Annotated in this window: 13 protein-coding genes; 10 read left to right on the top strand and 3 right to left on the bottom strand. The window is 54.4% G+C overall.

Features of this window, described 5'->3' with window-relative positions:
- Positions 1-92: 92 nt before the first annotated feature.
- Both priA and C4520_11470 read left to right on the top strand, forming a co-directional pair.
- Positions 93-2,549, top strand: coding sequence for a primosomal protein N' (gene priA / locus C4520_11475; GenBank protein ID RJP20393.1), 2,457 nt, complete (start codon positions 93-95; stop codon positions 2,547-2,549).
- A gap of 27 nt (positions 2,550-2,576) precedes the next feature.
- On the top strand, positions 2,577-3,992 hold the full coding sequence (locus C4520_11470) for a hypothetical protein (GenBank protein ID RJP20392.1): 1,416 nt from the start codon (positions 2,577-2,579) through the stop codon (positions 3,990-3,992).
- Here the strand turns inward: C4520_11470 and C4520_11465 are convergent.
- The gene (locus C4520_11465; GenBank protein ID RJP20391.1) at positions 3,989-4,801 is read right to left on the bottom strand and encodes a hypothetical protein; all 813 of its coding nucleotides are present in this window, start codon (positions 4,799-4,801) and stop codon (positions 3,989-3,991) included. The two genes, C4520_11470 and C4520_11465, sit on opposite strands and share 4 nt — an antisense overlap.
- A 61-nt stretch (positions 4,802-4,862) precedes the next feature.
- Positions 4,863-5,966, bottom strand: a complete 1,104-nt coding sequence (locus C4520_11460) for a formylglycine-generating enzyme family protein (GenBank protein ID RJP20409.1) — start codon at positions 5,964-5,966, stop codon at positions 4,863-4,865.
- Between C4520_11460 and C4520_11455 the strand changes: the two genes are divergently transcribed.
- The 8 genes from C4520_11455 to malQ all read left to right on the top strand — a co-directional run bounded on the left by C4520_11455 (position 5,881) and on the right by malQ (position 23,644).
- On the top strand, positions 5,881-7,380 hold the full coding sequence (locus tag C4520_11455) for a hypothetical protein (protein RJP20390.1): 1,500 nt from the start codon (positions 5,881-5,883) through the stop codon (positions 7,378-7,380). The genes C4520_11460 and C4520_11455 overlap by 86 nt on opposite strands.
- A 281-nt stretch (positions 7,381-7,661) precedes the next feature.
- Positions 7,662-9,647 carry an alpha-1,4-glucan--maltose-1-phosphate maltosyltransferase gene (locus C4520_11450; protein ID RJP20389.1) on the top strand — a complete coding sequence of 662 codons (1,986 nt, stop codon included), beginning with the start codon at positions 7,662-7,664 and terminating at the stop codon, positions 9,645-9,647.
- Between the two features lie 13 nt (positions 9,648-9,660).
- Positions 9,661-13,008 carry a maltose alpha-D-glucosyltransferase gene (gene treS / locus C4520_11445; GenBank protein RJP20388.1) on the top strand — a complete coding sequence of 1,116 codons (3,348 nt, stop codon included), beginning with the start codon at positions 9,661-9,663 and terminating at the stop codon, positions 13,006-13,008.
- Positions 13,009-13,050: 42 nt separating this feature from the next.
- A complete protein-coding gene (gene glgB, locus C4520_11440; protein RJP20387.1) occupies positions 13,051-15,000 on the top strand; it encodes a 1,4-alpha-glucan branching protein GlgB in 1,950 nt (649 codons plus the stop codon).
- On the top strand, positions 14,990-16,843 hold the full coding sequence (gene treZ / locus C4520_11435) for a malto-oligosyltrehalose trehalohydrolase (GenBank protein ID RJP20386.1): 1,854 nt from the start codon (positions 14,990-14,992) through the stop codon (positions 16,841-16,843). Before glgB ends, treZ begins: the two co-directional genes overlap by 11 nt.
- A complete protein-coding gene (locus C4520_11430) occupies positions 16,840-19,317 on the top strand; it encodes a DUF3536 domain-containing protein (GenBank protein RJP20385.1) in 2,478 nt (825 codons plus the stop codon). The genes treZ and C4520_11430 overlap by 4 nt, the downstream gene beginning before the upstream one ends.
- 40 nt (positions 19,318-19,357) lie before the next feature.
- Positions 19,358-22,150 (top strand): malto-oligosyltrehalose synthase, encoded by a 2,793-nt coding sequence (gene treY, locus C4520_11425; protein ID RJP20408.1) that lies wholly within the window; start codon positions 19,358-19,360, stop codon positions 22,148-22,150.
- Positions 22,151-23,644 carry a 4-alpha-glucanotransferase gene (gene malQ, locus C4520_11420; GenBank protein RJP20384.1) on the top strand — a complete coding sequence of 498 codons (1,494 nt, stop codon included), beginning with the start codon at positions 22,151-22,153 and terminating at the stop codon, positions 23,642-23,644.
- 130 nt (positions 23,645-23,774) lie between these two features.
- On the opposite strand, the gene C4520_11415 is transcribed toward malQ, so the two are convergent.
- Positions 23,775-24,320 carry a hypothetical protein gene (locus C4520_11415; protein RJP20383.1) on the bottom strand — a complete coding sequence of 182 codons (546 nt, stop codon included), beginning with the start codon at positions 24,318-24,320 and terminating at the stop codon, positions 23,775-23,777.
- Between the last annotated feature and the right edge of the window lie 325 nt (positions 24,321-24,645).

Here is a 24,645-nt window from a genome sequence, read left to right as displayed (position 1 = left end):
CGGGAAGCCTCGCCAGGTGAAGAAGTGGAGTTGCTTGTGGGCCTGACTGAGGCCCATTTTTCATTTCGGCCACTGATAACGGTACCAATCAGATGTTTGCACAGGTTGTCTTCAATTTGCCGCTCGATCGCTCCTACACCTATTCAATCCCGCATGACCTTGCCGAATACGTGGTGCCGGGGGTCCGTGTATCGGTTTACCTTCGCAAACACCTTTCGACAGGTTTCGTTATCGAACTGAGCGAAACGGCGCCGGAGGGAGAAATCAAGCCTGTCTGCGATGTGCTGGATGCCGAGCCGCTTGTTGATGAATATCTTCTTCGGCTCACGCGCTGGATAGCCGAGTATTATCTCTGTTCCTGGGGACAGGCGCTCGATTGCGCTCTGCCGCCGGGCGTCAGGCTCTCTTCCCGCACCCGGATCAGTCTGAATCGACTTCCCCCATCCGAATTGAGCAGGATCGTATCAACCTTGGAGCAGCAGGCTCCGGTTCAATTCAAAATTCTGAAAATCCTGCTCGAAAAAAGGAAAATGAGTCTGGCACAACTCCAGAAGGCCATGGGGAACGACAGCCTGTACGGCGCGCTCTCGTCGCTCGAGAAAAGCGGCATCGTGACCAGACTGACTGAGGTCGTCAGGAGCGAGCACGTGAAACGGCTGACGGCGCTGAGAATCCCTGCTCATGTGGACGCGGTGAAAGCCGCCTCGACCCTGGCAAGCGGCTCAATCAAGCAGGGGCGGCTGCTGGAGCTGATCGCTGATCGCGGAGAGATTCTTGCCGCTGAGGCCGCGCGATCCGCGGGAGCTTCCTATGACACGATCCAGCGACTGGTCAAGAAGGGGCTCGTCGAGTTATTCGAGAAGGAAATCGTGCGGTCATATCCAACCCTCTCTCCTTCCGCGAACGATACAGCTGTGCATACGTTAACAGCCGAACAACAGGAGGCGGTCGCCCTGATCCAGCGGCATCTTGAACAGCAGCAGTTTCAAACGGTGCTGCTGGAAGGTATTACCGGCAGCGGAAAAACGGAAGTATACCTGCGGGCAATCGATTTTGTGGCGAGAAAGGGAATGGGCGCCATTGTTCTGGTCCCTGAAATTGCGTTGACTCCGCAAACGGTTTCCCGTTTCAGAGGACGGTTTGGAGATTCCGTGGCCGTGCTGCATTCGCGTCTATCTCTGGGCGAGCGATACGACGAATGGCGGCGGATCAAGGCCGGAATTCTCAACATAGTTGTGGGAGCCCGCTCCGCCATTTTCGCGCCGGTGAAAAACCTGGGGCTGATTGTCGTGGATGAAGAGCACGAGGCTTCGTATAAACAGAATGAGACCCCTCGCTATCAGGCGCGCGACGTTGCAATCATGCGAGCACGCGATGCAAACGCAGTCGTCGTGCTGGGTACTGCGACTCCTTCGCTGGAGACATACCACAATGTTGAACTCGGGAAGTACGCGCGGACCGAACTGAGCGCGCGGGTCCAGAGCCAGGTCTTGCCTGAGATTCAGTTGATCGATCTGCGCGCTGCGCAACGCGGCCAGACGGTCGAGCGGATTCTTTCCGATGAACTCGCTTTCAAAATCGGCGAAAAACTCGCCCGGAAAGAACAGGCGATCATTTTTCTGAATCGGCGAGGGTACACCCCTTTTTTTCTGTGTCCCAAATGCGGCGTCTCATTGGGCTGCCAGCACTGCAGCGTAGCACTCACCTATCACGCGACCGAGAACAAAATGAAGTGTCATTACTGCAATTCCACCAGCCCTGTCCCTCAGCAGTGCCCCTACTGCGGGAATGCGAAACTCGCGAAATTCGGCACCGGCACAGAACGGGTGCAGGAAGAGATAGAGAACCTTTTTCCCGACGCGCGCATCCAGCGGATGGATGCCGATACGACTTCGACGAAATGGGCGCATGAAAAAATCTTCACCGCTTTTCGGGAAGGAGAACTCGATATTCTGGTCGGCACGCAGATGCTGGCAAAAGGGCTTGATTTCCCGCGGGTGACTCTGGTCGGCGTGGTGCTGGCTGATGTGGCTTTGAATCTGCCTGATTTCCGCGCCGCCGAAAGGACCTTTCAATTGCTGATGCAGGTCGGAGGCCGCTCCGGGCGCAGTCATCGGGGAGGAGAGGTCATTATCCAGACTTACAATCCGGCGCATTATGCGATTCAGTGCGCAAAAATGCACGATTATCGGGGTTTCTATCAGGAAGAAATGAAGCTGAGACGCGAAGTCGGGTTCCCGCCCTACCGGCGCCTGATGAATGTGCTGGTCGATTCCACCTCGCAAAAGGAGGCATTACAGGCAACCCGTCGTCTCGCAGAAGTGGCGAAGCAAGGCGAGGCCGCCGATGCGCGGACTCTTACGATTATGGGACCATCGGCCGCGCCGCTTGCAAAGATCAAGGGACGGTATCGATTCCGCTTCCTGCTGTTGTCGCCGCATGCGGCGGTACTAAAGCGCATCGGGCAGGCCATAATCGATTCTCACAAAAAAATTCACGGCGCAAAGGCGCGCTTGACCGTCGATATGGACCCGGTGTCAATGATGTGATGTGAAGCTTTCTCGTGGAGGATGTGAATGAACAGCCAGTTGAAATGTTCGCTTGACGCAATATTTAAACCGCGCTCAGTTGCCATTATCGGCGCGAGCAATAACCGCGACCGCTGGGGGTACGGCACAATGCTCAATATGCTTGAGGCCGGATATCGAAATGCGCTGTATCCTGTGAACCCGAATGAGCAAGAGGTGCAGGGTGTTCCCTGCTACCGGAGCATTCACGACATTCCTGCGGACATAGATCTGGCCGTGATAGTTGTCAACGCTGCAGCGGTTCCCGACATCCTTCGCCAGTGTATCCAGAAGAAAGTCAAGGGCGGCATCATCATTACCGCCGGCTTTGCGGAAGTCAGCTCCGATGGAGCGGTCGTCCAGCAGCAACTCGCGGAAGAGGCGAAGCGCGCCGGCTTCTATTTTGTTGGTCCAAACTGCTGGGGTATCTGGAGCTCGCAGGCAAACGTAAACACGCTGTTCTGGGATCTGCCCCCGAAAGGGCCGATCTCTTTCGTTTCGCAGAGCGGATCGCTCGGTGAATATCTGTACAATGCAACACAATCAAGAGGCTATGGCATCGATAAATTCGTCAGTTGCGGCAACCAGGCATGCATTAGCTTTAATGATTTTCTTGAGTATCTTGCGGACGACCCTCAGACGCGGGTCGTGATTGGATATGTCGAAGACGTGGGCGACGGGCGCAGATTTGTGGAGGTGGCGAAGAAAGTGGTGGCGCAAAAACCGCTCCTGATTTACAAGGCCGGTTCCACGCGCGACTCGGCGCGCGCCGCGCGATCCCATACCGCCGCTATCGCCGGCAACAACGAAATTTTTGATGCGGCATGTCGGCAGGCCGGCATCATTCGCTGGCACGATTTCATGGAGATTTTCGACATGGCCGAGGCCTTGTGTTACCAGCCGCTTCCGAGAGGCAATCGAATAGCTGTCATTTCTTCGGCTGGCGGTTTCTGCGTGACTGCAGCCGAGTCATGTTCGCGAATGGGGATGGATTTGCCGGAAATGAGCGAACAGGCGCAGGCGTCCCTGCGCGAGCACATGCGCGCATTCGCTCCTCCGCCCGTTAACCCGATTGATTGTATTGCCCGCAAGAGCAACGACTCGATATTGGATATCGCCGATATCGTTGCACGCCAGGACAACATCGATGGCCTCATCATGACGCCGCACGTCGGCCAGTTCAAGCGCCACATGAAAGCCGGGGACATGATCAAGAGGATTCGCCTGGCCGAAGCAATCTCGGCGATTCCGGAAAAATATGGGAAGCCGCTTGTATGCGCCAATGAGCATGAGTTGGCCGGTCCGGTCTACGAGATTTTCAAGGGTAAGCACGTTCCATTCTTTGACAACCCGATGGATTGCGCCAAGGCAATGTACGCATTGGTCAAATGCGCGGAGATCCGGCGAAGAAATAAAAGCGCCTAAAGTTTGATTTCACCGTAGGGCGTTTGCAGGTATCCCGAGGCGGCTAATTCCGGATGGCCGCTGACGCCATTCATCAAGACATTAATTAAGCCGCTGCCGGCGGAGAGTTCTCCCGTCAAAATTATGCGGTCCCGTTTCCCCGCCGTCACCGTAGCCGTCTCGCCGTCGGGCTTCAAACCGGTTATTTGGGCGCTTCCCAGATTCATCGCAAACGTCAAGTCTTTTATTCCCAGATCGAAAACATTCGGGTTCTCTATTTCCGCATCTGCGATTACCCGAGCCTTGGTGAGTGAAACATCCGCTAGTTGCACTTTTACGGTCGATAGCACCGGCGGGCGAAGGATCGGAAGTGTCCCACTGCGCGAAAACGGAATCTCGACCGGAGTGCCGAATATGTGAGTTTTCAATGCGCCGTACGCCAGATAATCGACTTGCGAAGCGCTCGATACGTCTTTGTCCAATTTCGCCAGGTCGGCATAGGCAAGCTTTAAGGGAAGGCTAACGGTGCTTGTTTGATTTGGAAGAAGCGAAGATTCCACCGCCGTGTCACTCTTGAAAATTTCCTTTCCCTTGACGGCAATTCCCACCTGGACCGGCACTGCATGAATGAGAAAAGAATGTGGGTTGAATACATCCATTTCCAGTTTCAGGCGGACGCCGGTGAAATCAATGCCGGTGATGCTCGCTTGCACGGATTCCACCCACGGTCTCTTGAACAATCCGAGCGTGGCGCACCCGGAGAGCAAGAAGAACAATATCCCTATTGCGGTGCATGTGATTATCCGAAAGTTCTTCATTTTCCGCCTCATTGCTTCCTGGGTATAAGGATCGGCGGTTGAGGATCGAACATCGCGAGGGAAAATGGGAATGTCACTTCACCTCTAAGACACAGCGGAATCCAATCGCGGCGCTGCTGCCGTCAGGCCGGAAATACATCCGTTGTGTCGTCTTTGCTCCATCAAGGTGATAGTACCAGGAACCTCCTCGGATTATCCTGTACTCACCTGTAGCCGGACCAACGGGATTATTCGGAGGGCTCTGCATGTAATATTTACTGTCCCACCAGTCCGAACACCACTCCCATACGTTTCCGGCCATATCTTCCGCGCCATACACGCTCTTGCCGGTCGGGAAAGACCCCACCGGCGCGGCGGTTTTATGGGAATCATCCATCCCGGCGGCGCTCCATTTCGCAGAAAAACTCTTGTCGGCAACATTAGCAATTGAGCCGGCCGGCGTCGTGTTTCCCCAGGGGAATATGCGCCCGTCCGTGCCGCGCGCCGCCTTTTCCCATTCCGCCTCGGTCGGCAGCCTCTTTCCGATCCAGCCAGCGTATGCATTGGCATCATTCCAACTCACGCAAATGGCCGGGTGATCGAGCATCGTTTCAAAGTTCGAATCCGGTCCGTACGGGTGACGCCAGGTACGCACGCTCTCAGATGCGCCTTGCTTCTCGGCGTCGGTGACGTATCCTGTCGCATCGACAAATTCTTTGAACTGCGCGTTGGTCACTTCAAATCTGTCGATATAAAAGCCGCTGAGACAGACATTATGTGCGGGCATGTCATCTGAGCCTTGTGCTCCGGTTGAGACGCCCATCGTAAAGATTCCACCGGGAACGTAAACCATTCCGGCAGGCGCGGCGGCAGAGCGTTGTTTCGCTACTGCGGGAGTGTCCGGTGAGCATGGTTGTCCGGCAACGGGCGCAATAGCGCGAGCAATTTCGGGCGCAGGTTCGGGCGTAGCCTCCTGAGGAATTTCCTGCACTTGCTCCAAAATTTGTTCAGCCGGTTCCTGTGTTGAGGGGACCTGCGTTCCTGCCATCGATCGCGGTTTTTCAGCTTCAGTTATTGCCGGTTTTTCGAATTCGGCTGGAGGCATCGATTTCTTGACGCCCGTCCTTGATACCCAGACCGCAAATATGATTACAAGAACGATGAGTGCAACCGTTATCCCGCGTCGTCTCGAGTCCATTGGATTTGGTCCTTCCTCTCTCCTACCTCACCCTGTAAGATTATTATATTATGCTGGATTAGAAGGAAATGCAAGGGTCTTCGAAAACGTGGGATTACTTGACGCGGTTTCGGTTATTTGCAATAATGATGCAAAACATTCCCGCCTGCATAAGTGGCTCAGCCACAAGGAGAAGCGCATGCTGTCTATTTATGTGGATATTATTCCGTTAAAAATCGCCTTGACGCAAGTTTCAGCCAAGATATCAAAAAACGCCATCTGGAGCAGGTTCTCACCTCTTAAAGTGGGCTTTCTGCCGGAGCCGGACGTGCCCGGGCCCGAGTGGGTGAAGGTCCGCGTTCATTCTTGCGGGTTGTGCGGAAGCGATCTTCACCTGCTGAAACTCGACATCAATCCCCGAAGCTGCATTGCCGCTATCCCCGGAATGGAGCGCATCTTTCTCGGACATGAATTGTTTTGCGAGGTTGTCGAGACGGGTGATGCGGTCAGCGACGTGGCAGTGGGTGATCGGCTGGCTTACCTCGGATTCTTCCCCAATTGCAAGGCTCTTGGCGCGACCCCTTGTGCGCCCTGCGCCGAGGGGAATTATACATTATGTCTTGCTCCCGACAAGGGCAAGCTGCCTTTTAACCGCGGAGGCGGTTTTTCGGAATACATGATCGCGCATCGTTCCCAATGGGTCAAACTCCCTGCCGGTTTTACCGAGGACCAGGCGTTGCTGACTGAGCCGATCGCCGTGGCGGTTCATGCCGCTCTGAAGTCCCCACCGCGCGCGGGCGACCGCGTTCTCATTATCGGATCGGGAACGGTCGGATTGAATCTGCTCCAGGTGATCAAGGCTCTCGAGCCCGAAGCTCGTGTGACCATGCTGGCCCGCTACCAGGCGCAGGAAGAGAAGGCTCTGGGATTTGGGGCGGAGAAAGTCATTCGCGGCGGCGACCTGTATCGTGCCGTGGCCGACGATACGGGCGCCAGGCTTTTCTGCGGAATGATGGGGAGCCGGATGATCCTCGGGGGATACGATATCGTTCATGACACGGTCGGTTCCGGCAATACATTCCAGGACGCGCTCCGCTGGGTGAGAAGCCGCGGTTCGGTTATTCTCAGCGGTGTCGAGCTGGCAACGCCGAAGTTCGATTTCGCACCGGTTTGGCACCAGGAGATCCATGTGACCGGCATCAATTGTCACGGGCAGGAACACGCGGGCGGAGTTTCGCGGACCTCCTTCGACTGGGCAATCGAACTGATCCAGCAGGGAAAAATCGATACCGCCTCATTGATTTCACATCGGTTCCCGCTCAAGCGGATTCGAGATGCTGTAGAAACCATGACACATAAGCGAAAAGAGCCTACCTTCAAAATCGTCATGGACGTCAGTGGCGGGGTCCAGGCCGAGATTTCAGCTATCGGCTGATTCGGCAAGCTTTCGCTCTTTTTTCGGCTTCTTCTGATATTTCCGGCAAAGCGCCAGGCCTCGTCCAGCATTTCCCAAATTTCGTAGTACCCTTAAGCTGATATTTTGAGAAGAACTGGCGGCGCCGATCGACGCACCGCATTCGGCTTGGATGATCAGTATTGTTCATTCCCTTGCCGACTGGCTTTAAATTCGTTAATCTATAAAAAGTTATCCTCTTGATCACTTTGTTGGCGATGTGTACCAAGAGCCCCGCCAATGATCAGAAGCAGGGTTTTCTTATGGATGAAGGCAGAAAACGAGTTGTAATTGAACGGGTGAGGCCTGAGATCGACTGCGGCCGCTTTCCGATCAAACGAGTTGTGGGCGAGAAGGTGACTGTTCGAGCGGATATCTTTGCAGATGGGCATGATTCTCTCTCCGCGGTCCTCTGTCATAAGAAGGAGGGCGCTCCCGTCTGGAACGAGACCCACATGAAGTACCTGGTGAACGACCGTTGGGAAGGCCAATTTCCGGTTGACGAGATAGGCTTTTACCGCTACACAATTGAGGCGTGGGTGGATCGTTTTAAAACGTGGCGCGCCGATTTAGCCAAAAAAGCGAATGCGGGAACAGGCACGCGGGTTGATCTTCTCATTGGCGCGGACCTCCTTGGTGAGGCCGCCGGACGGGCATCCGGTCCCGATGCCGAAAGGCTTCAGGATTTGGCCCGAGCTTTGAGAACGGTACCCGACGATCAAACGGCGTTCGACCTGTCGTTCGGAGATGAACCCGCAAGTTTAATGGCAAAATATCCGGATAGACGTTTCGCCACCGGCTACGGAAAAGAATTGGTTGTCTTCGTGGACCGCACCAAGGCGCAGTTCAGCGCCTGGTACGAAATGTTCCCCCGCTCCTGCAGTGCCGAGCCCGGCCGGCACGGCACGTTCGCCGATTGCGAAAAGCGGCTCCCGTACATCGCGTCGATGGGGTTCGACGTCCTTTACCTCCCCCCGATACATCCGATTGGCACAACCAACCGCAAGGGAAGAAACAATCGACCGGATGCCGGCCCCGACGATCCCGGCAGTCCATGGGCCATTGGCTCCTCGGAAGGCGGACACATGGCGGTGCACCCGCAGTTGGGTACACTTGAGGATTTCCGCCGGCTCGTTGAAAAGGGGAAAGAATTAGGGGTTGAAACCGCGATCGATCTCGCGCTTCAGGGAACTCCCGATCATCCATATGTCAAAGACCACCCTGAATGGTTCCGCTGGCGTCCCGACGGAACTATACAATACGCCGAGAACCCGCCAAAGAAATATGAGGACATCTATCCCTTCAACTTTGAATCTGATAGCTGGCGAAAGCTGTGGGAAGAGATCCGAAAGATCGTTTTCTTCTGGATCGAACAGGGAGTAACCATTTTTCGGGTTGATAATCCGCATACCAAACCATTTCAGTTCTGGGAGTGGTTGATCGCAGAAGTTCGATCGGTTCGCCCGGACATCCTCTTTCTCTCCGAGGCGTTCACGCGTCCAAAGGTCATGTATGACCTTGCAAAGGTGGGGTTCAGCCAGTCCTACACGTATTTCACTTGGCGAAATACGAAATGGGAACTCGAGCAGTATTTCGCGGAGCTCACACAGACGGAAGTCAGCGAGTTTTTTCGACCGAACCTGTGGCCGAACACGCCCGATATCCTCACGGAATATCTCCAGATGGGCGGCCGCCCCGCTTTCATGATCCGCTTTATCCTTGCGGCCACCCTCGGCGCCAGCTATGGGATATATGGGCCTGCCTTTGAGTTGTGCGAGGACCGCGCGCGCGAATTTGGAAGCGAGGAATACTTTGGCAGCGAGAAGTACGAGATACGGTATTGGGACATTGATCGGTCTGACAGTCTCAAGCATCTCATCGCGATGGTCAACAAGCTGCGCCGGGAAAATCCCGCGCTGCAAAGCGGTCGGAACCTGCGTTTTCATGCGATCAGCAACGAACAGCTCATTTGCTACAGCAAGCATACGGACGACTTGAGCGATATCATCCTGGCGGTAGTCAACCTGGATGCGCATCATGCGCATGCGGGCTGGCTCGACATCCCGCTTTCGCTGTTCGGGCTCGATCCGCATCAGTCCTACCAGGCGCACGATCTGTTGAGCGGCGCGCGGTACCTGTGGTACGGCTCGAGAAACTACGTCGAGATAGACCCGAACGTGGTTCCCGCACACCTGTTTCGAATCCGGAGGCGGATTCGGACGGAAAGAGATTTCGATTATTTCATGTAGAGGGAGCATCCGAATGAAGCTCGGGCCGAAAGAATTTGTCGCGTTGGAAGACGATCCATACTGGTACAAAGATGCTGTTGTTTATGAGGCGCACGTGCGCGCTTTCCGCGACAGTGACGGCGACGGAACCGGAGATTTTCGGGGACTGGCCGAAAAGCTCGATTATCTGCAAGACCTCGGAATCACCGCTATCTGGTTAACCCCGTTCTGCCCCAGCCCTCTGCGAGATGACGGGTACGATATATCCAGTTATACGGATATCAATCCCGCATACGGGAACCTGCGCGATTTCAAGGAGTTCCTGGGCGGCGCGCATGAGCGCGGAATCCGCGTGATTACCGAGCTTGTTCTGAACCATACATCCGATCAGCACATCTGGTTTCAGCGAGCACGAAGGGCCGCTCCGAACTCGCGGTGGCGCAACTTCTACGTATGGAGCGATACTCGGGAGCGGTACGAGGAAGCCCGGATAATTTTCCGGGATTTCGAACCGTCTAATTGGAGCTGGGATCACCTGGCTAAGGCATATTACTGGCACCGTTTCTATTCGCATCAGCCGGACCTGAATTACGATAATCCGGACGTTCAGCGAGCAATGCTGCGCGTGATCGACTCTTGGCTCAGTCTTGGGGTTGACGGCCTGCGCTTGGATGCGGTCCCCTATCTCTATGAACGCGACGGCACAAACTGTGAGAACCTTCCGGAAACCTACGAGTTTCTCAAGAAGCTCAGGGCGCACGTCGACAAGCGGTTCAAGAACCGCATGTTCCTCGGAGAAGCGAATCAATGGCCTGAGGATGCAGTCGCGTACTTCGGCGAAGGCGATCAATGCCACATGGCTTTCCATTTCCCCTTGATGACGCGCATGTTCATGGCGCTTCGGATGGAGGATCGCTTCCCGATAATCGACATACTCGATCAGACGCCGGCCATTCCCGACTCTTGTCAGTGGGCGCTCTTTCTTCGCAACCACGACGAGCTGACGCTCGAGATGGTGACGGATGAGGCCCGGGATTACATGTACAGGGTGTACGCGCAGGACCCTCGAATGCGGGTGAATCTCGGAATCCGCAGACGGTTGGCTCCGCTTTTGGAAAACAACCGCCGCCGCATCGAAATGATGAACGGGCTCCTGCTCTCGCTGCCGGGCACCCCTGTCATCTATTACGGCGACGAGATCGGGATGGGCGATAATTACTATCTGGGCGATCGCAACGGTGTCCGGACCCCGATGCAGTGGAGCGCCGACCGCAATGCAGGCTTTTCCTCCGCCAATCCGCAGAAGCTGTACCTGCCCGTCATCATCGATCCGGAATACCATTACGAATCACTGAACGTGGAAGCGCAGCAGAATAATCCCAGTTCGTTGTTGTGGTGGATGAAACGCCTCATCTCGCTCCGGAGGCGATTCCAGGCCTTCGGACGCGGCTCGATACAATTCCTGAATCCAGCGAATCCAAAAATACTCGCATATATTCGCGAATACCAGGAGGAACGAATACTGATTGTCGCAAATCTGTCCCGGTTCGTGCAATACGTCGAATTGGATCTTTCTGCATACCAGGGGGTTGTCCCGATCGAATTGTTCGGGCGAACGGAATTCCCGGCGGTGAGCGAATTGCCATACCTGCTGACGCTCGGTCCACACTCGTTCTACTGGTTTTTGCTCGAGTCCAAGCGTGAAACGAAAGAAAGCATGGAAGTCGCCAGTCATGTGCTTGAGTTGCCGCTTCTGACAGTCGCAAAGGATTGGGAATCGGTGTTTCGGGGAAAAGCAAAGGAAGAGCTCGAGGCGCATCTCCCCGGATACCTGAAATCATGCAGGTGGTTCGGCGGCAAAGCCCAGAAGGTAAGTTTGACAGAGATAATCGAAGCTATTCCCATACCGGATAAACAATTGCTGGCGCATCTAACAATCGTGCGCGTGGATTATCTGGACCGGGATTCAGAGGAATACGTGCTTCCTCTCAATTATGTCGCCGGAGAGCAGGCCGACGCTTTGATGAAGGAGCACCCGCTCTCCACTGTCGCGCGCGTGCAGGTGAAATCGAAAAATGAAACCGGAATCCTGTACGACGCGCTGGTGGATAAGCAATTTTCCTTCGAACTCTTCCATGTTATTGCATCGCATCATCGCCGAAAAGGACGGCGCGGCGAATTGTTCGCCACTACCACTCGTTTCTTCCGGAGACCCCGCAAGACGGAGCCGCCGCTCGAACCTTTCATCCCCAATGTGGAACAGAGCAACACCTCGATTATCTATGGCGATCGATATATCTTGAAGCTGTTTCGGCGCCCCGACAGGGGGATCAATCCAGACCTCGAGATCGGACTGTTTCTGAACGAACGCAATGTTTCCATTGCCCCGGTTGCCGGCGCCATAGAATATCGCGTAAAGGGAGCCGAACCAACCACAGTCGCGATCCTCATGAACTTCATTCCGAACGAAGGCGACGCGTGGCGATACACGCTCGAACATCTTGGACATTACTATGAAAATGCGCTTGCGCGAACGACTCGCGAAGCCGAGCCGGCGGTTCCCGCGATGCACCCGCTGGAACTTGTCGGGAAGGAGCCGTCTGATCTCGCACAGGAAATGATAGGCCCATATATGGAAGCGGCGCGCCTCATCGGGCGGCGCACGGCCGAGTTGCATGTGGCATTGGCATCCAACCGCGAAAATCCCGATTTTGCGCCCGAGCCGTTCTCAAAATTATACCAGCGGTCACTGTACCAATCGATGCGTAACTTGACGCTTAAGTCATTCGGGCTCTTGAATCAGTTCATGAAGATCCTGCCCGAGGGAATCCGGCTGGAGGCTCAGCAAATTTCGGCGCAAGAGAAAGAAATCCTTTCCCGCTTCCGCTCTCTCGTAGATAGGAAAGTGACTGCGATGCGAATTCGATGTCATGGAGATTATCACCTGGGGCAATTGCTCTTTACGGGAAAGGATTTTGTCATTATCGATTTCGAAGGAGAGCCGGCCCGCCCCATTTCCGAGCGCAGGATCAAGCGGTCTCCCCTGCGCGACGTGGCGGGAATGCTGCGCTCATTTCATTACGCCGCCTATTCGGCGATTTTTTCTCAAGAAGAACGGGGTCTGATTCGCCCGGAGGACTTGCCCTACGTTGAACGGTGGGCCCTGTTCTGGTACACGTGGATCGCTGCATTGTTTCTGCAGTCGTATCTGGAACCGGCGGGTCAGAGTGCCTTCCTCCCAAAAGAAAGAGAGGAGCTTCGGGTCCTTCTCGACCTTTACCTGCTGGAAAAAGCCATTTATGAATTGGGGTATGAGCTCAATCACCGGCCGAATTGGGTGCGGATACCGATTCGCGGAATTCAAAAACTAATGGAGTCATAGCGTTTTCTTGTTCGGCGAGAATGCATTTGGAAAGGAGAAAACATGAACGAAACGGCGGCGGCCGGAGCGAAGGTCCGGCATGATGTAACGCTGCTCAGCGAGGATGATCTCTACCTTTTTAATGAGGGAAGTCATTTTCGTCTCTTCGATAAGTTGGGTGCTCATCTGGTTGAACGGGAGGGCAACGCCGGAACCTGCTTCTCGGTCTGGGCTCCCGGCGCCGAACGCGTCTTTGTGATGGGTGACTTTAATGAATGGAATAAGTCCAGCCACCCCCTGTATCCCAAGGGGCAGAGCGGCATCTGGGAGGGCTTCATCGAGGGAGTCGGTAAAGGAACTCACTACAAGTATCACATCGTTTCCCGCTACCACAATTACCGGGTGGACAAGGCCGACCCCTTGGCGCGCTACTATGAGATCCCCCCAAAAACGGCCTCAATCGTCTGGGATGTGAATTACAGTTGGGGAGATGCGAAATGGATTCAAAACAGACAGAGCCGGAACTCCCATGCCTCCCCCATCTCGATTTACGAAGTGCACCTCGGCTCCTGGATGCGTATGGCCCAGGAATGGCAGCGGCCCCTGACCTACCGGGAGATCGCGCCGAAAATGGCTGAATATGTGAAAGGCGCGGGCTTCACTCATGTTCAGTTCCTGCCGGTCATGGAGCATCCCTTCTATGGCTCGTGGGGATACCAGTCTCTCGGGTATTTCGCGCCCACGAGCCGGTATGGTCCGCCGGAAGATTTTATGTACTTGATCGATCTTCTCCACCAGCACGAGATCGGCGTGATTCTGGATTGGGTGCCCTCTCATTTCCCGAGCGATGAACACGGATTGGGATACTTTGACGGGACCCATGTGTACGAACATGCTGACCCGAAAAAAGGGATTCAGCCGGATTGGAACAGCTACATCTTCAATTACGGCCGAAACGAGGTCCGGAGCTTCCTTATCAGCAGCGCCCTCTTCTGGATGGATGCCTATCATATCGACGCGCTCCGGGTCGATGCCGTCGCCTCGATGCTCTACCTCGATTACTCACGCAAGGACGGCGAATGGGTACCGAACGAGTTCGGCGGGAAGGAGAATCTGGAGGCTATCGCGTTCCTGCGGCGGTTCAACGCGGAGGTCTACAAGCATTTTCCAACTGCGCAAACAATTGCTGAAGAGTCAACCGCCTGGCCGATGGTGTCCCGGCCCACATATGTGGGCGGCCTCGGCTTCGGCATGAAATGGGATATGGGGTGGATGCACGATATCCTCGAATACATGTCGAAAGACCCGGTTCACCGCAAGTTTCATCACACGCTGTTGAATTTCCGGATGCTGTACGCATTCCATGAGAACTTCGTGCTCCCGCTTTCACATGACGAGGTCGTCTATGGAAAAGGTTCCCTCTTGCGGAAGATGCCGGGCGACGACTGGCAGAAATTCGCCAACCTGAGGCTACTGCTCGGCTACATGTATGGACAGCCGGGCAAGAAGCTGCTTTTCATGGGCGCGGAATTTGGACAATGGGATGAATGGGACCATGAGAAGAGTCTGGACTGGCACCTCCTCGACTTCCCTTTCCATGCGGGGATGAAGCGGTGGGTTGAAGACCTCAACCGGCTGTATCGGACCGAGCCGGCGATGCATGTATTCGACTTCGACCCGTATGGATTTGAATGGATCGATTGCAATGATTCGGAGCAGAGTGTCATCACTTTCTTGCGGAAAGGACATTCCCCCAGTCACACCATTGTCATTGCATGCAACTTTACTCCCGTTCCGCGCCATAATTACAGGATAGGGATTCCGCACGCGGGCTTCTGGAGGGAAATCCTGAATAGCGACTCAAAGGATTACGGCGGCAGCGGACAAGGAAATTTGGGTGGCATCGAGGCCGCGCCATTCCCGTTTCACGGGCGCCCCAATTTCCTCATGGCGACGATACCGCCCATGGGGATCGTATTCTTCAAGTGCGAGGAGAAAACAGGTGAACCTTGACGTCAGCCTCGGCGCCGTTTACCGCGGCGGCGGCAATTGCGACTTTCTGGTGTGGGCGCCAAACTGCCGGAAAGTCGATCTTCATATTCTCTCGCCGCATGAGACGGTGATCCCCCTTGAAGGAGGCGATTTCGGCTACTTCCGCACTGCGGCGAGCGACATTCAGCCCGGCGCACGGTACCGATTTCGGCTGGACGACGAAGCTGAGCTGCCGGATCCGGCATCTCGATATCAGCCCGAAGGCGTTCACGGGCCGTCAGAGGTAATAAGCTCGGAGTTTGCCTGGAATGACTCCTGCTGGTTCGGTCTTCCGCTCAAAGACTACATCCTGTACGAGGTCCACGTCGGGACATACACGCCGGAGGGCACCTTCGATGCTTTTATCCCCCACCTCGATTACCTGGTGGACCTCGGGATCACGGCGGTCGAACTTATGCCCGTGGTTCAATTTCCCGGTACTCGGAACTGGGGGTATGACGGCGCCTATCCTTTTGCGGTGCATACGGCATATGGCGGGCCGGCGGGATTGAAGAGACTGGTAGATGCCTGTCACGCGAAAGGGCTTGCGGCGGTCCTGGATGTTGTATACAACCATCTCGGACCGGAAGGAAATTACCTGGTAAAGTTCGGCCCGTATTTTACCTCGCGCCACAAGACCCCATGGGGAGAGGCTGTGAATTTTGATGACGAATACAGCGACGGCGTGCGCCGATACTTCACTGAGAACGCCATCTATTGGTTGAAGGAATTTCATTTCGATGCGCTGAGGCTGGATGCAGTGCACGCCATTCTCGATTTTTCGGCCGAGCCGTTCCTCGAAAGACTGGGCGTCGTCACCCGCGAACTGTCGGAAAAAATGAATCGACGGTTATATTTGATCCCGGAGAGCGATCTCAATGACGCGCGGCTTATCAGGCCGAGGGAGCTTGGCGGATACGGGCTCGACGCGCAGTGGTGCGATGACTTTCACCACTCTCTGCGGGCTCTTCTGACTGCCGAGCGAACCGGATATTACCAGGATTTCGGGGAACTTGCCCATCTTGCGAAGTCTTTTCGCGAGGGATATGTTTATTCGGGCCAATATTCCCGGTATCGGCGGCGGCGCCATGGCAATTCTTCGCGCGAGGCGCCTGCCGAACGTTTTGTCGTTTTTTCGCAGAACCATGATCAGGTGGGCAATCGAATGCAGGGGGAACGCCTGACGGAACTGGTTGAATTTGACGCGCTCAAACTGGCAGCCGCAGTCGTTCTCCTCTCTCCGTTCCTGCCGCTCCTCTTCATGGGAGAGGAATACGGAGAAACCGCGCGCTTCCCTTATTTCATCAGTCACGGCGACCCCCGGCTCGTCGAGGCGGTACGCAAGGGGCGACGCGACGAATTTTTGGAGTTCCAATGGGAGGGCGAGCCGCCTGATCCACAGAGCGAGGACACATTTCGCAGCGCCAAGCTGAACCATTCGTTAAAGAGCAGCGGGCATCATGCAGCGCTTCTCGCTTTTTATAAGGAACTGATTCGGTTGCGCAAAAAAATTCCGGCGCTTGCGCATTTGCGGAAAGAAACCATGGCGGTCAGAGCCTTCGAATCTGAAAAGGTGCTTCTGGTAAGACGATGGGAAGAAGACGAAATGGTCGCGTGCATGTTTCATTTTCGCAAGGAGAATGATTCGGTCGACGTTCCCTTGCCGGAAGGCGAATGGAAAAAAATCCTGGACGCACATAATCCTCGATGGGGCGGGCGGGCCGGTTCCCTGCCCGAATTAATTTCGTCTGCCGGCCGCGTCAGGTTTGATCTTCGCCCCTTTGCCGCATGCGTTTTTCTGAAACAGGCGGAGCGACTTCTATGAACCAGTACATCTGCGTTCACGGCCATTTCTATCAGCCGCCGCGGGAAAATCCCTGGCTGGAAGCAATAGAGCTGCAGGATTCCGCCTACCCCTACCATGACTGGAATGAAAAGATTACCGCCGAATGCTATGGGACGAACGCAACATCCCGTATCCTGGACGATCGCCGGCGAATCGTACAAATCGTCAACAATTATGGAAACATGAGTTTCAATTTCGGGCCGACGCTGCTGGCGTGGTTGGAGGCGAAAGCCCCGGATGTCTATATCGCTATCCTGAATGCGGATAAGGAGGGCATGGCCAAATTTTCGGGGCACGGCGGTGCAATGGCACAGGCATATAACCACCCGATTCTCCCGCTGTTAAACAGGAGAGACAAGCGAACACAGATACTGTGGGGGATTCGCGATTTTGAGCATCGTTTCGGGCGGCATCCCGAAGGGATGTGGCTGCCGGAAACGGCTGTCGACCTGGAGACGTTGGAACTGCTCGCTGAAAGCGGTATTTCCTTCACCGTCCTGGCGCCGCATCAGGCGAAACGGGTGCGCCCGCTTCGACGGGGAACGTGCATCGCTGCACATCAAGCAGGGCAAGCTCGGCCGGAGAAGGACAGCAGGTGGCGCGATGTGACGGGAGGGAAAATCGACCCGACCATGGGGTATCTGCTCCAACTGCCGTCAAGGAGAACAATAAACGTGCTTTTTTATGACGGCCCGATTTCGCGCGCCGTCGCTTTTGAAGGCCTGTTGAACCAGGGCGAGACCTTTGCTAAAAGGCTGACAAGCGGGTTCTCCGCCGCACGAGATTGGCCACAGCTCGTCCATATCGCAACGGATGGAGAAAGCTATGGACACCATCATCGGCATGGAGACATGGCGCTCGCGTACGCTCTCCAGTACATCGAATCCCGAAAATTGGCCCAACTGACCGTGTATGGCGAGTATCTCGAGAAGCATCCGCCAACGCATGAGGTCGACATTTATGAAAACACGTCCTGGAGCTGCGCTCATGGCATTGAACGATGGCGCAGCGACTGCGGTTGCAACACCGGGGGCCGGCCGGGGTGGACGCAGGCTTGGAGGACTCCCCTGCGCGAGGCGCTCGATTGGCTTCGCGACCGTCTGATTCCTGAATACGAGTTGAATGCCGCGAAGTACGTGCTTGATCCCTGGGCCGCGCGCGACGATTATATCGATGTCGTACTGAACAGGTCCGCAGCGAATGTCAACTCCTTCATTAATCAGCACGCCGTTCGCCCGCTGCAGTCCGCGGAACGCGAAACCGTTCTCAAGCTTCTCGAGCTGCAGCGGCACGCTTTGCTGATGTACACGAGCTGTGGGTGGTTCTTTGACGAGTTGTCGGGTATCGAAACGGTACAGGTGATACAATACGCAGGACGCGCTCTCCAGTTGGCGCAAGAGCTTTTCGGGAATGAAATCGAAACCCATTTTCTTGAACTTCTTTCCAGAGCGAAGAGCAACATAGCCGAATTTCACGACGGACGTCTCATCTTTGAGAAGTTCGTGCGGCCGGCGGTCGTTGACCTGAAAAAGGTGGCTGCGCACTATGCCATAAGTTCTCTTTTCGAGGAGTATGCGGAGCATACAAATATCTACTGCTACACCGTCGAGAAGAAAAGATATGACGGCTTTGCCACGGGAAGCGCAAAGCTTGCGATAGGAAGCGTGAAGCTATCCTCCGAGATAACCGGCGAATCGCAGGACCTCTGCTTCGGCGTGCTCCATTTCGGCGACCATAACCTCAATTGCGGCGTCATGGATTACGCGGGCGCAAAACCGTTTGAAGCGCTCTATAAGGAAATATCCGACGCATTTCAACGAGCGGATTTGCTGATTGCTATCCGTCTGCTCGACAAGCACTTCGGCGCGTCAACTTACTCGTTGAAATCGCTGTTTCGCGACGAACAGCGGAAAATACTCAACTTGATTTTGGAGACGGCGCTCAATGACGCGGAGGATACCTACCGGCTGTTGTATAACCGGTATGCTCCGATGATGCGGTTCCTCAAAGACTCCGGCGTCCCCATCCCCCGCGCATTGTACGCGGCGGCTGAACTCATCTTGAATGTGAGCATTCGCCAGGCCCTCGAAGAGGAGCAGTTTGATGCCGACCGGATTGAGAGTCTGCTTCACGAGGCGAACTTGGTGGGCGTCTCGCTTCACGTCGAATCGCTGGAATATGCTCTGCGAAAAAACCTGGAAACAGTGTCGGAAGAGATCGTGCAAGCACCCGCGCAGGAGGCCCTCCTGGAACGCTTGCAGGATGTTCTCGATCTTGTGCGCCGTCTGCCGTTTGAGGCGAACCTGTGGAAGACTCAAAACCTCTATTATATGCTGCTGCGAAATCAGTTCCCTTCAGTCCGCAAGCAAGCGGACCAGCAAAACGAACAGGCCCGCCGTTGGATACGGCGGTTTGCAGCGATCGGGGAACTGCTGTCCGTAAAGGTTGAATAAATGCATAGGCGGCGGGTCCACCCCGATCGGGATGGCGAAAATGAAAATTCCCATAGCCACGTATAGGCTTCAACTCCATCATGAGTTCGGATTCAAAGACGCCAGAAACATAGTGCCTTTCCTGGCGGATCTGGGTGTTTCCGACATATATGCTTCGCCTATTTTCAAGGCGAAGAAAGGAAGCCTTCATGGGTATGACGTGGTGGACCCGAACGAACTGAATCCCGAACTCGGCTCGGCGGCCGAATTTGAAGAGCTTATGACCGAGGTGCACGAACGCGGCATGGGCTGGCTGCAGGATATTGTCCCAAATCATATGGCTTTTGATTCGGAAAATCGCATGCTGATGGACGTGTTCGAGAATGGGGAAAACTCACCCTATTTTGGCTTTTTTGACGTTAATTGGCGGCAGGATACGCAGGTGAAGGCACAGGTCCTGGCGCCCTTCCTGGGAGAGTTCTACGGCGAAGCGCTTGAAGGCGGTGAAATCGCTCTAAAATTTGGGCCGGCCGGGCTGGCGGCGAAATATTACGACCTGGAATTCCCGCTGAAAGTGGAGTCGTACGTTCACGTATTCACCCACCGGCTTGCCGTACTCCGCGAGCAACTTGGAGACACGCATTCCGACTTCATCCGTTATCTGGGCGCCTTGTATGTTCTGGAGGGCCTGTCCGCGCCGGAAGCCGAGTCCGAACGTAACGAGCGCATAAAGGTCATCAAGAAAACTTTTTGGGATCTATATAATGAGAACTCGACCGTCGCATTTTTCATTGATTCAAACCTCCGCCGCTTCAATGGTGACTCGAACGACCCGGACTCTTTCAATCTGCTGGATGATCTCCTATCGGAACAGGTATTCCGGCTTTCGTTCTGGAAGGTTGCATACGAGGAGATCAATTACCGAAGGTTCTTCAGCATTAATAATCTGATCTCGATGAAGCTGGAGAACGAAAAAGCGTTCGAGCATCTTCATTCATTGATCTGTAAAATGGTCGCGGAACGAAAGTTCACCGGACTGCGCGTGGATCACATCGACGGGCTTTATGACCCCGCCGGTTATTTGAAGCGGCTGAAAGAGAGCGGCGACAACGTTTACGTCGTTGTCGAGAAAATTCTGGACCTCAGCGAGGAATTGCCTCGCGTCTGGCCGGTTCAGGGAACCACCGGCTACGACTTTCTGAATTACGTCAACGGCTTGTTCTGCATGGGGGATAATGAGTCTCTCATGACCAAAGCATATACAGGATTCTCCGGCCAGAATCCTTCCTATGGAGAACTTGTTTATGAGAAGAAGCGCCTCATAATCGAGAAGCACATGGGCGGCGACGTCGACGCCCTCGCGCGGCTCCTCAAGAGCATCTCCGGGCTGGACCGCCACGGCAGAGATATAACTCTGTACGGGTTGAGGCGAGTACTCGTCGAGATATTGGCCCAGTTTCCCGTCTACCGCACCTATGTAAATGATGAACTGGTTTCCGACCGCGACAGCATTTATATCCTCGAAGCCGTCCAGCGAGCAGCCTTACACAATCCGGGCCTGCTTAATGAATTCAATTTTCTCAAGAAATTCTTTCTGATGGACTTCGGACCCAATATCTCTGAAGATGAGAAACGGCAGCGCGTTCGCTTCGTCATGCGGTTTCAGCAGTTCTCCGGACCTCTGATGGCGAAAGGGTTCGAGGACACGCTGTTGTACGTTTACAACAGGCTCATCTCATTGAATGAAGTCGGCGGCTCGCCGGACAAGTTCGGCATCCCGCTCGAGGAGTTCCACCGGTTTAACAACAGCCGGGCGACAACATGGCCGCACTCATTGAACGCAACCTCCACGCACGACACGAAACGAGGGGAAGACGTTCGGACTCGCATCAACGTTCTGTCGGAAATCCCGAAGGAATGGGAGTCTGCCGTGAAGAGATGGAGCAAGCTGAATCGAAAGGCCAAGCAGATAGCCGGCGGCATTTCCATCCCGGACCGCAACGACGAATATTTTCTCTATCAGACGCTTATTGGAACATTTCCCGCGCAAGAGGATGACTACGAGGTGTACGTCGAGCGGCTCAAGGAATACGCGATTAAAGTGGTCCGGGAAGCAAAGGTACACACGGCATGGCTCAAGCCGGACGTGGAATATGAAAATGCCTTTCTCTCGTTTCTGGAAAAAATCGTTACTCCAAAAGAAGATAACGCGTTCCTCGCGGATTTCCGCGCGTACCAGAAAAGGATCGCTCGCTTTGGCATCTTCAATTCGCTTTCGCAGGTGATCATAAAGGCTACGGCGCCGGGAGTTCCCGACTTTTTTCAGGGAACAGAACTGTGGGACCTTTCACTCGTGGATCCGGACAACCGGCGACCGGTTGACTTTCAAACCCGGATGCATTTGTTCGAAGAGATGAAGACAAAACTGAACGACGACCTTGCCGGACTGCTTCAGGAATTGCTCGATTCGAGGGAGGACGGCAGGATCAAGCTGTTTCTCATACACAGACTGCTCTCGGCGCGCAAGAAGCGGCACCGCATTTTTCAGGAAGGTTCATATGAGCCGCTGCCGGTGCAGGGTCACTTGCAGAATCATGTCATAGCTTTTGCCCGCATCTATAGCAATATGTGGGCTGTGACTGTTGCGCCGCGCTTCCTGATCACCGTGTTGAAAGAAGACGAGGATCCTTTTGGTGAAAAGGTGTGGAAGGATACCTATCTTGCTCTCCCGGAGGGGGCTCCCAAATCCTGGCGGGATGCGATAACAGACGACCAGGCGACTCTTGATAATTTTCTGCCCGTCGGGAAAGTCCTCCGGCGTTTTCCCGTCTCACTATTGGTAAGCGAGGGATAAATGAAAAGACGAGCCAGCGGCATTCTTCTGCACGTCACGTCTCTTCCATCACGGTTTGGTATCGGTGACATGGGGCCCGAGGCGCATCATTTCGCCGAGTTTCTCGCCCGAAGCATGCAGACCTTCTGGCAGATATTGCCCCTCAATCCAACGGAAGGAATTCATTCCCATTCGCCCTATCATACCACCGGCGCCTTCGCCTGCAACTCACTGATCGCCAGTCCGGAGCTCTTGGTCGATCAGGGGCTGCTCGAGAGCCAGGAGATTGCATCTCCGCCTGAGTTTCCGGCCAACAAAGTTGATTATGACGCCGTGGCTTCCTTTAAGAAACCGCTTTTTCTGAAAGCGTTTGAACGTTTTCGACGCCGTGAGCCGATGGCCGACTACAATAGATTCTGCCACGAAAGTTCCCACTGGCTTGATTCGTTTGCTCTTTTCATGGCGCTCAAGCACAAGTTCAACGGCGAAATCTGGAGCAAATGGCCGGCGGAATTCCGCGATCGCCATCCTGATGCGCTGCTGAAGATTTCGGTTGAACTTGCAGAGCGAATTGAACTGGAGAAATTCCTTCAATATATCTCTTACACGCAATGGGCCCTGCTAAAAAAACACTGCAATCACCGTGGGATCCAAGTCATCGGAGACCTGCCGATTTATGTTGATTACGACAGCGCCGACGTGTGGACTCATCCATACCTGTTTAAACTGGATGAGCAGAAGCGGCCGTATGTGGTTGCGGGTGTGCCCCCGGATTATTTCAGCCAGACCGGCCAACTCTGGGGCAATCCGATTTATCGATGGGACGTCCTCAAGGGAACGGGCTACGACTGGTGGATTCGCAGGATCGAGCACTGCCTGAAATTATATGATTTCGTGCGGATCGACCATTTCCGCGGATTTGTCGCCTATTGGGAGGTCCCCGTCCATGAAAAGACGGCTGTCAATGGGAGATGGGTGGAAGCGCCCGCCCTTGATTTTTTCCACCAGCTTATGAAGAAGTTTCCTTACCTTCCGATCGTTGCCGAAGATCTCGGAACGATCACGGCCGACGTGAGAGAGGTAATCAGCCGCTTTGATCTGCCCGGGATGAAACTCCTCATGTTCGCGTTCGGTGACGACATGCCTTCCAATCCCTATATCCCTCATAACTACGAACCCAATTACGTTGCCTATACCGGCACTCACGATAACAACACCGTCCGAGGGTGGTTTGACACCATCGGCCCAGAAGAGAAGAAGAGACTGTTCCAATATCTGGGACGAGAAGTCGCGGCCGATCAGATTCATTGGGATCTGATCCGGCTGCTCATGATGTCGGTGGCCAGTCTGGTGATCTTTCCGATGCAGGACATCCTGGGACTTGGAGAAGATGCGCGCATGAACTTACCGGCAACGCGGAAAGGAAACTGGCAGTGGCGCCTGGCGCCAAACATGCTCACCGAGAACCTCGTTGAGAGTCTGGGCGAGGCGACCCGCACATATGGAAGAGCTTGACCGCAGGGCGGATTCTCATCCGCAATTTTGCAGATGCTCACTAACCGCGTGGATAACCTGGATTAACCGTGAAGAAAGATTGGAGGAGCACCTTTAGATTTATTAGCGCTTCTTCTAGCGCACTTTGTTTTCAAGGCGAATCGCTGTTGCCGAGGAACCCCAAAATCATCTTCTTGAGGACGCTCCTTTTCCTGACAGGTCTTGAGCCGCAGTGATAACAGATGAAAACATCTGCTGAAATTGTGGCGCCGCATTCGCCGCATTTGACCACATCATTTTTCAGATGGCCGACGAGGTCGACAATCGTCTTTCTTTGACTGCCGCTGGCAAATGGAAAGATGACGCCCACGAAGATATTTTCGTTGTCCGGCATGTCGCCGAATTCTTTTTTTTGCTTGAACCATCGGATGACGCCTGTCATGGAAACATTGATCGGGTGTGACCGGCAAAACACCTGCATCTCCACCTGGGTGCTCATAATGAATAATCTCCCCTGCGACTCAAGAAAAAGATCCGAATCGTATGGAGAGATTTCCATGCATAAACCTGCTTCGGAAATATCGATCAGCTTGGCATGTCCGACACGAGAGGCTTTTCGATTCTTGTGATTGACGAAATAGGACAACTGCACTTCGTCGTCCAGCTCCAGCTTTTGGCTTGACAGTTCGAGAGTCATCGCGGTACTCCACTTTTATGAGAGCCTTTATCCGTCCGGTCGTTTGCATTTGTAAAAGCAATGGCTATGCCAGAAATAGGCGATGACCACAAACTATTGTTGCAAAAGGGCTTATGATTTACCGCAGAAAAAACCGTTTTGGGCTGCATTCCCATTTTCGATACTTTCTAACACATCTGTAATTTTGGGCAACCGTGGCTTGCACCCTGCAGTTTCTTCCCCCTGCTCCAGGGCTTACGCATCTAAATTCCGAGTAATTTCTGTAGGAAAGTTTGATCGAGGGCGGCTTTTGTTCTTTTTCTTCTGAGTGATAGCTTTGGTGTTT

The organism is Candidatus Abyssobacteria bacterium SURF_5, assembly GCA_003598085.1.
In the GTDB taxonomy this organism is placed as follows: domain Bacteria; phylum Abyssobacteria; class SURF-5; order SURF-5; family SURF-5; genus SURF-5.
The sequence above is the reverse complement of the archived record's forward strand: the minus strand, read 5'-3'. Positions and strand labels throughout refer to the sequence as shown.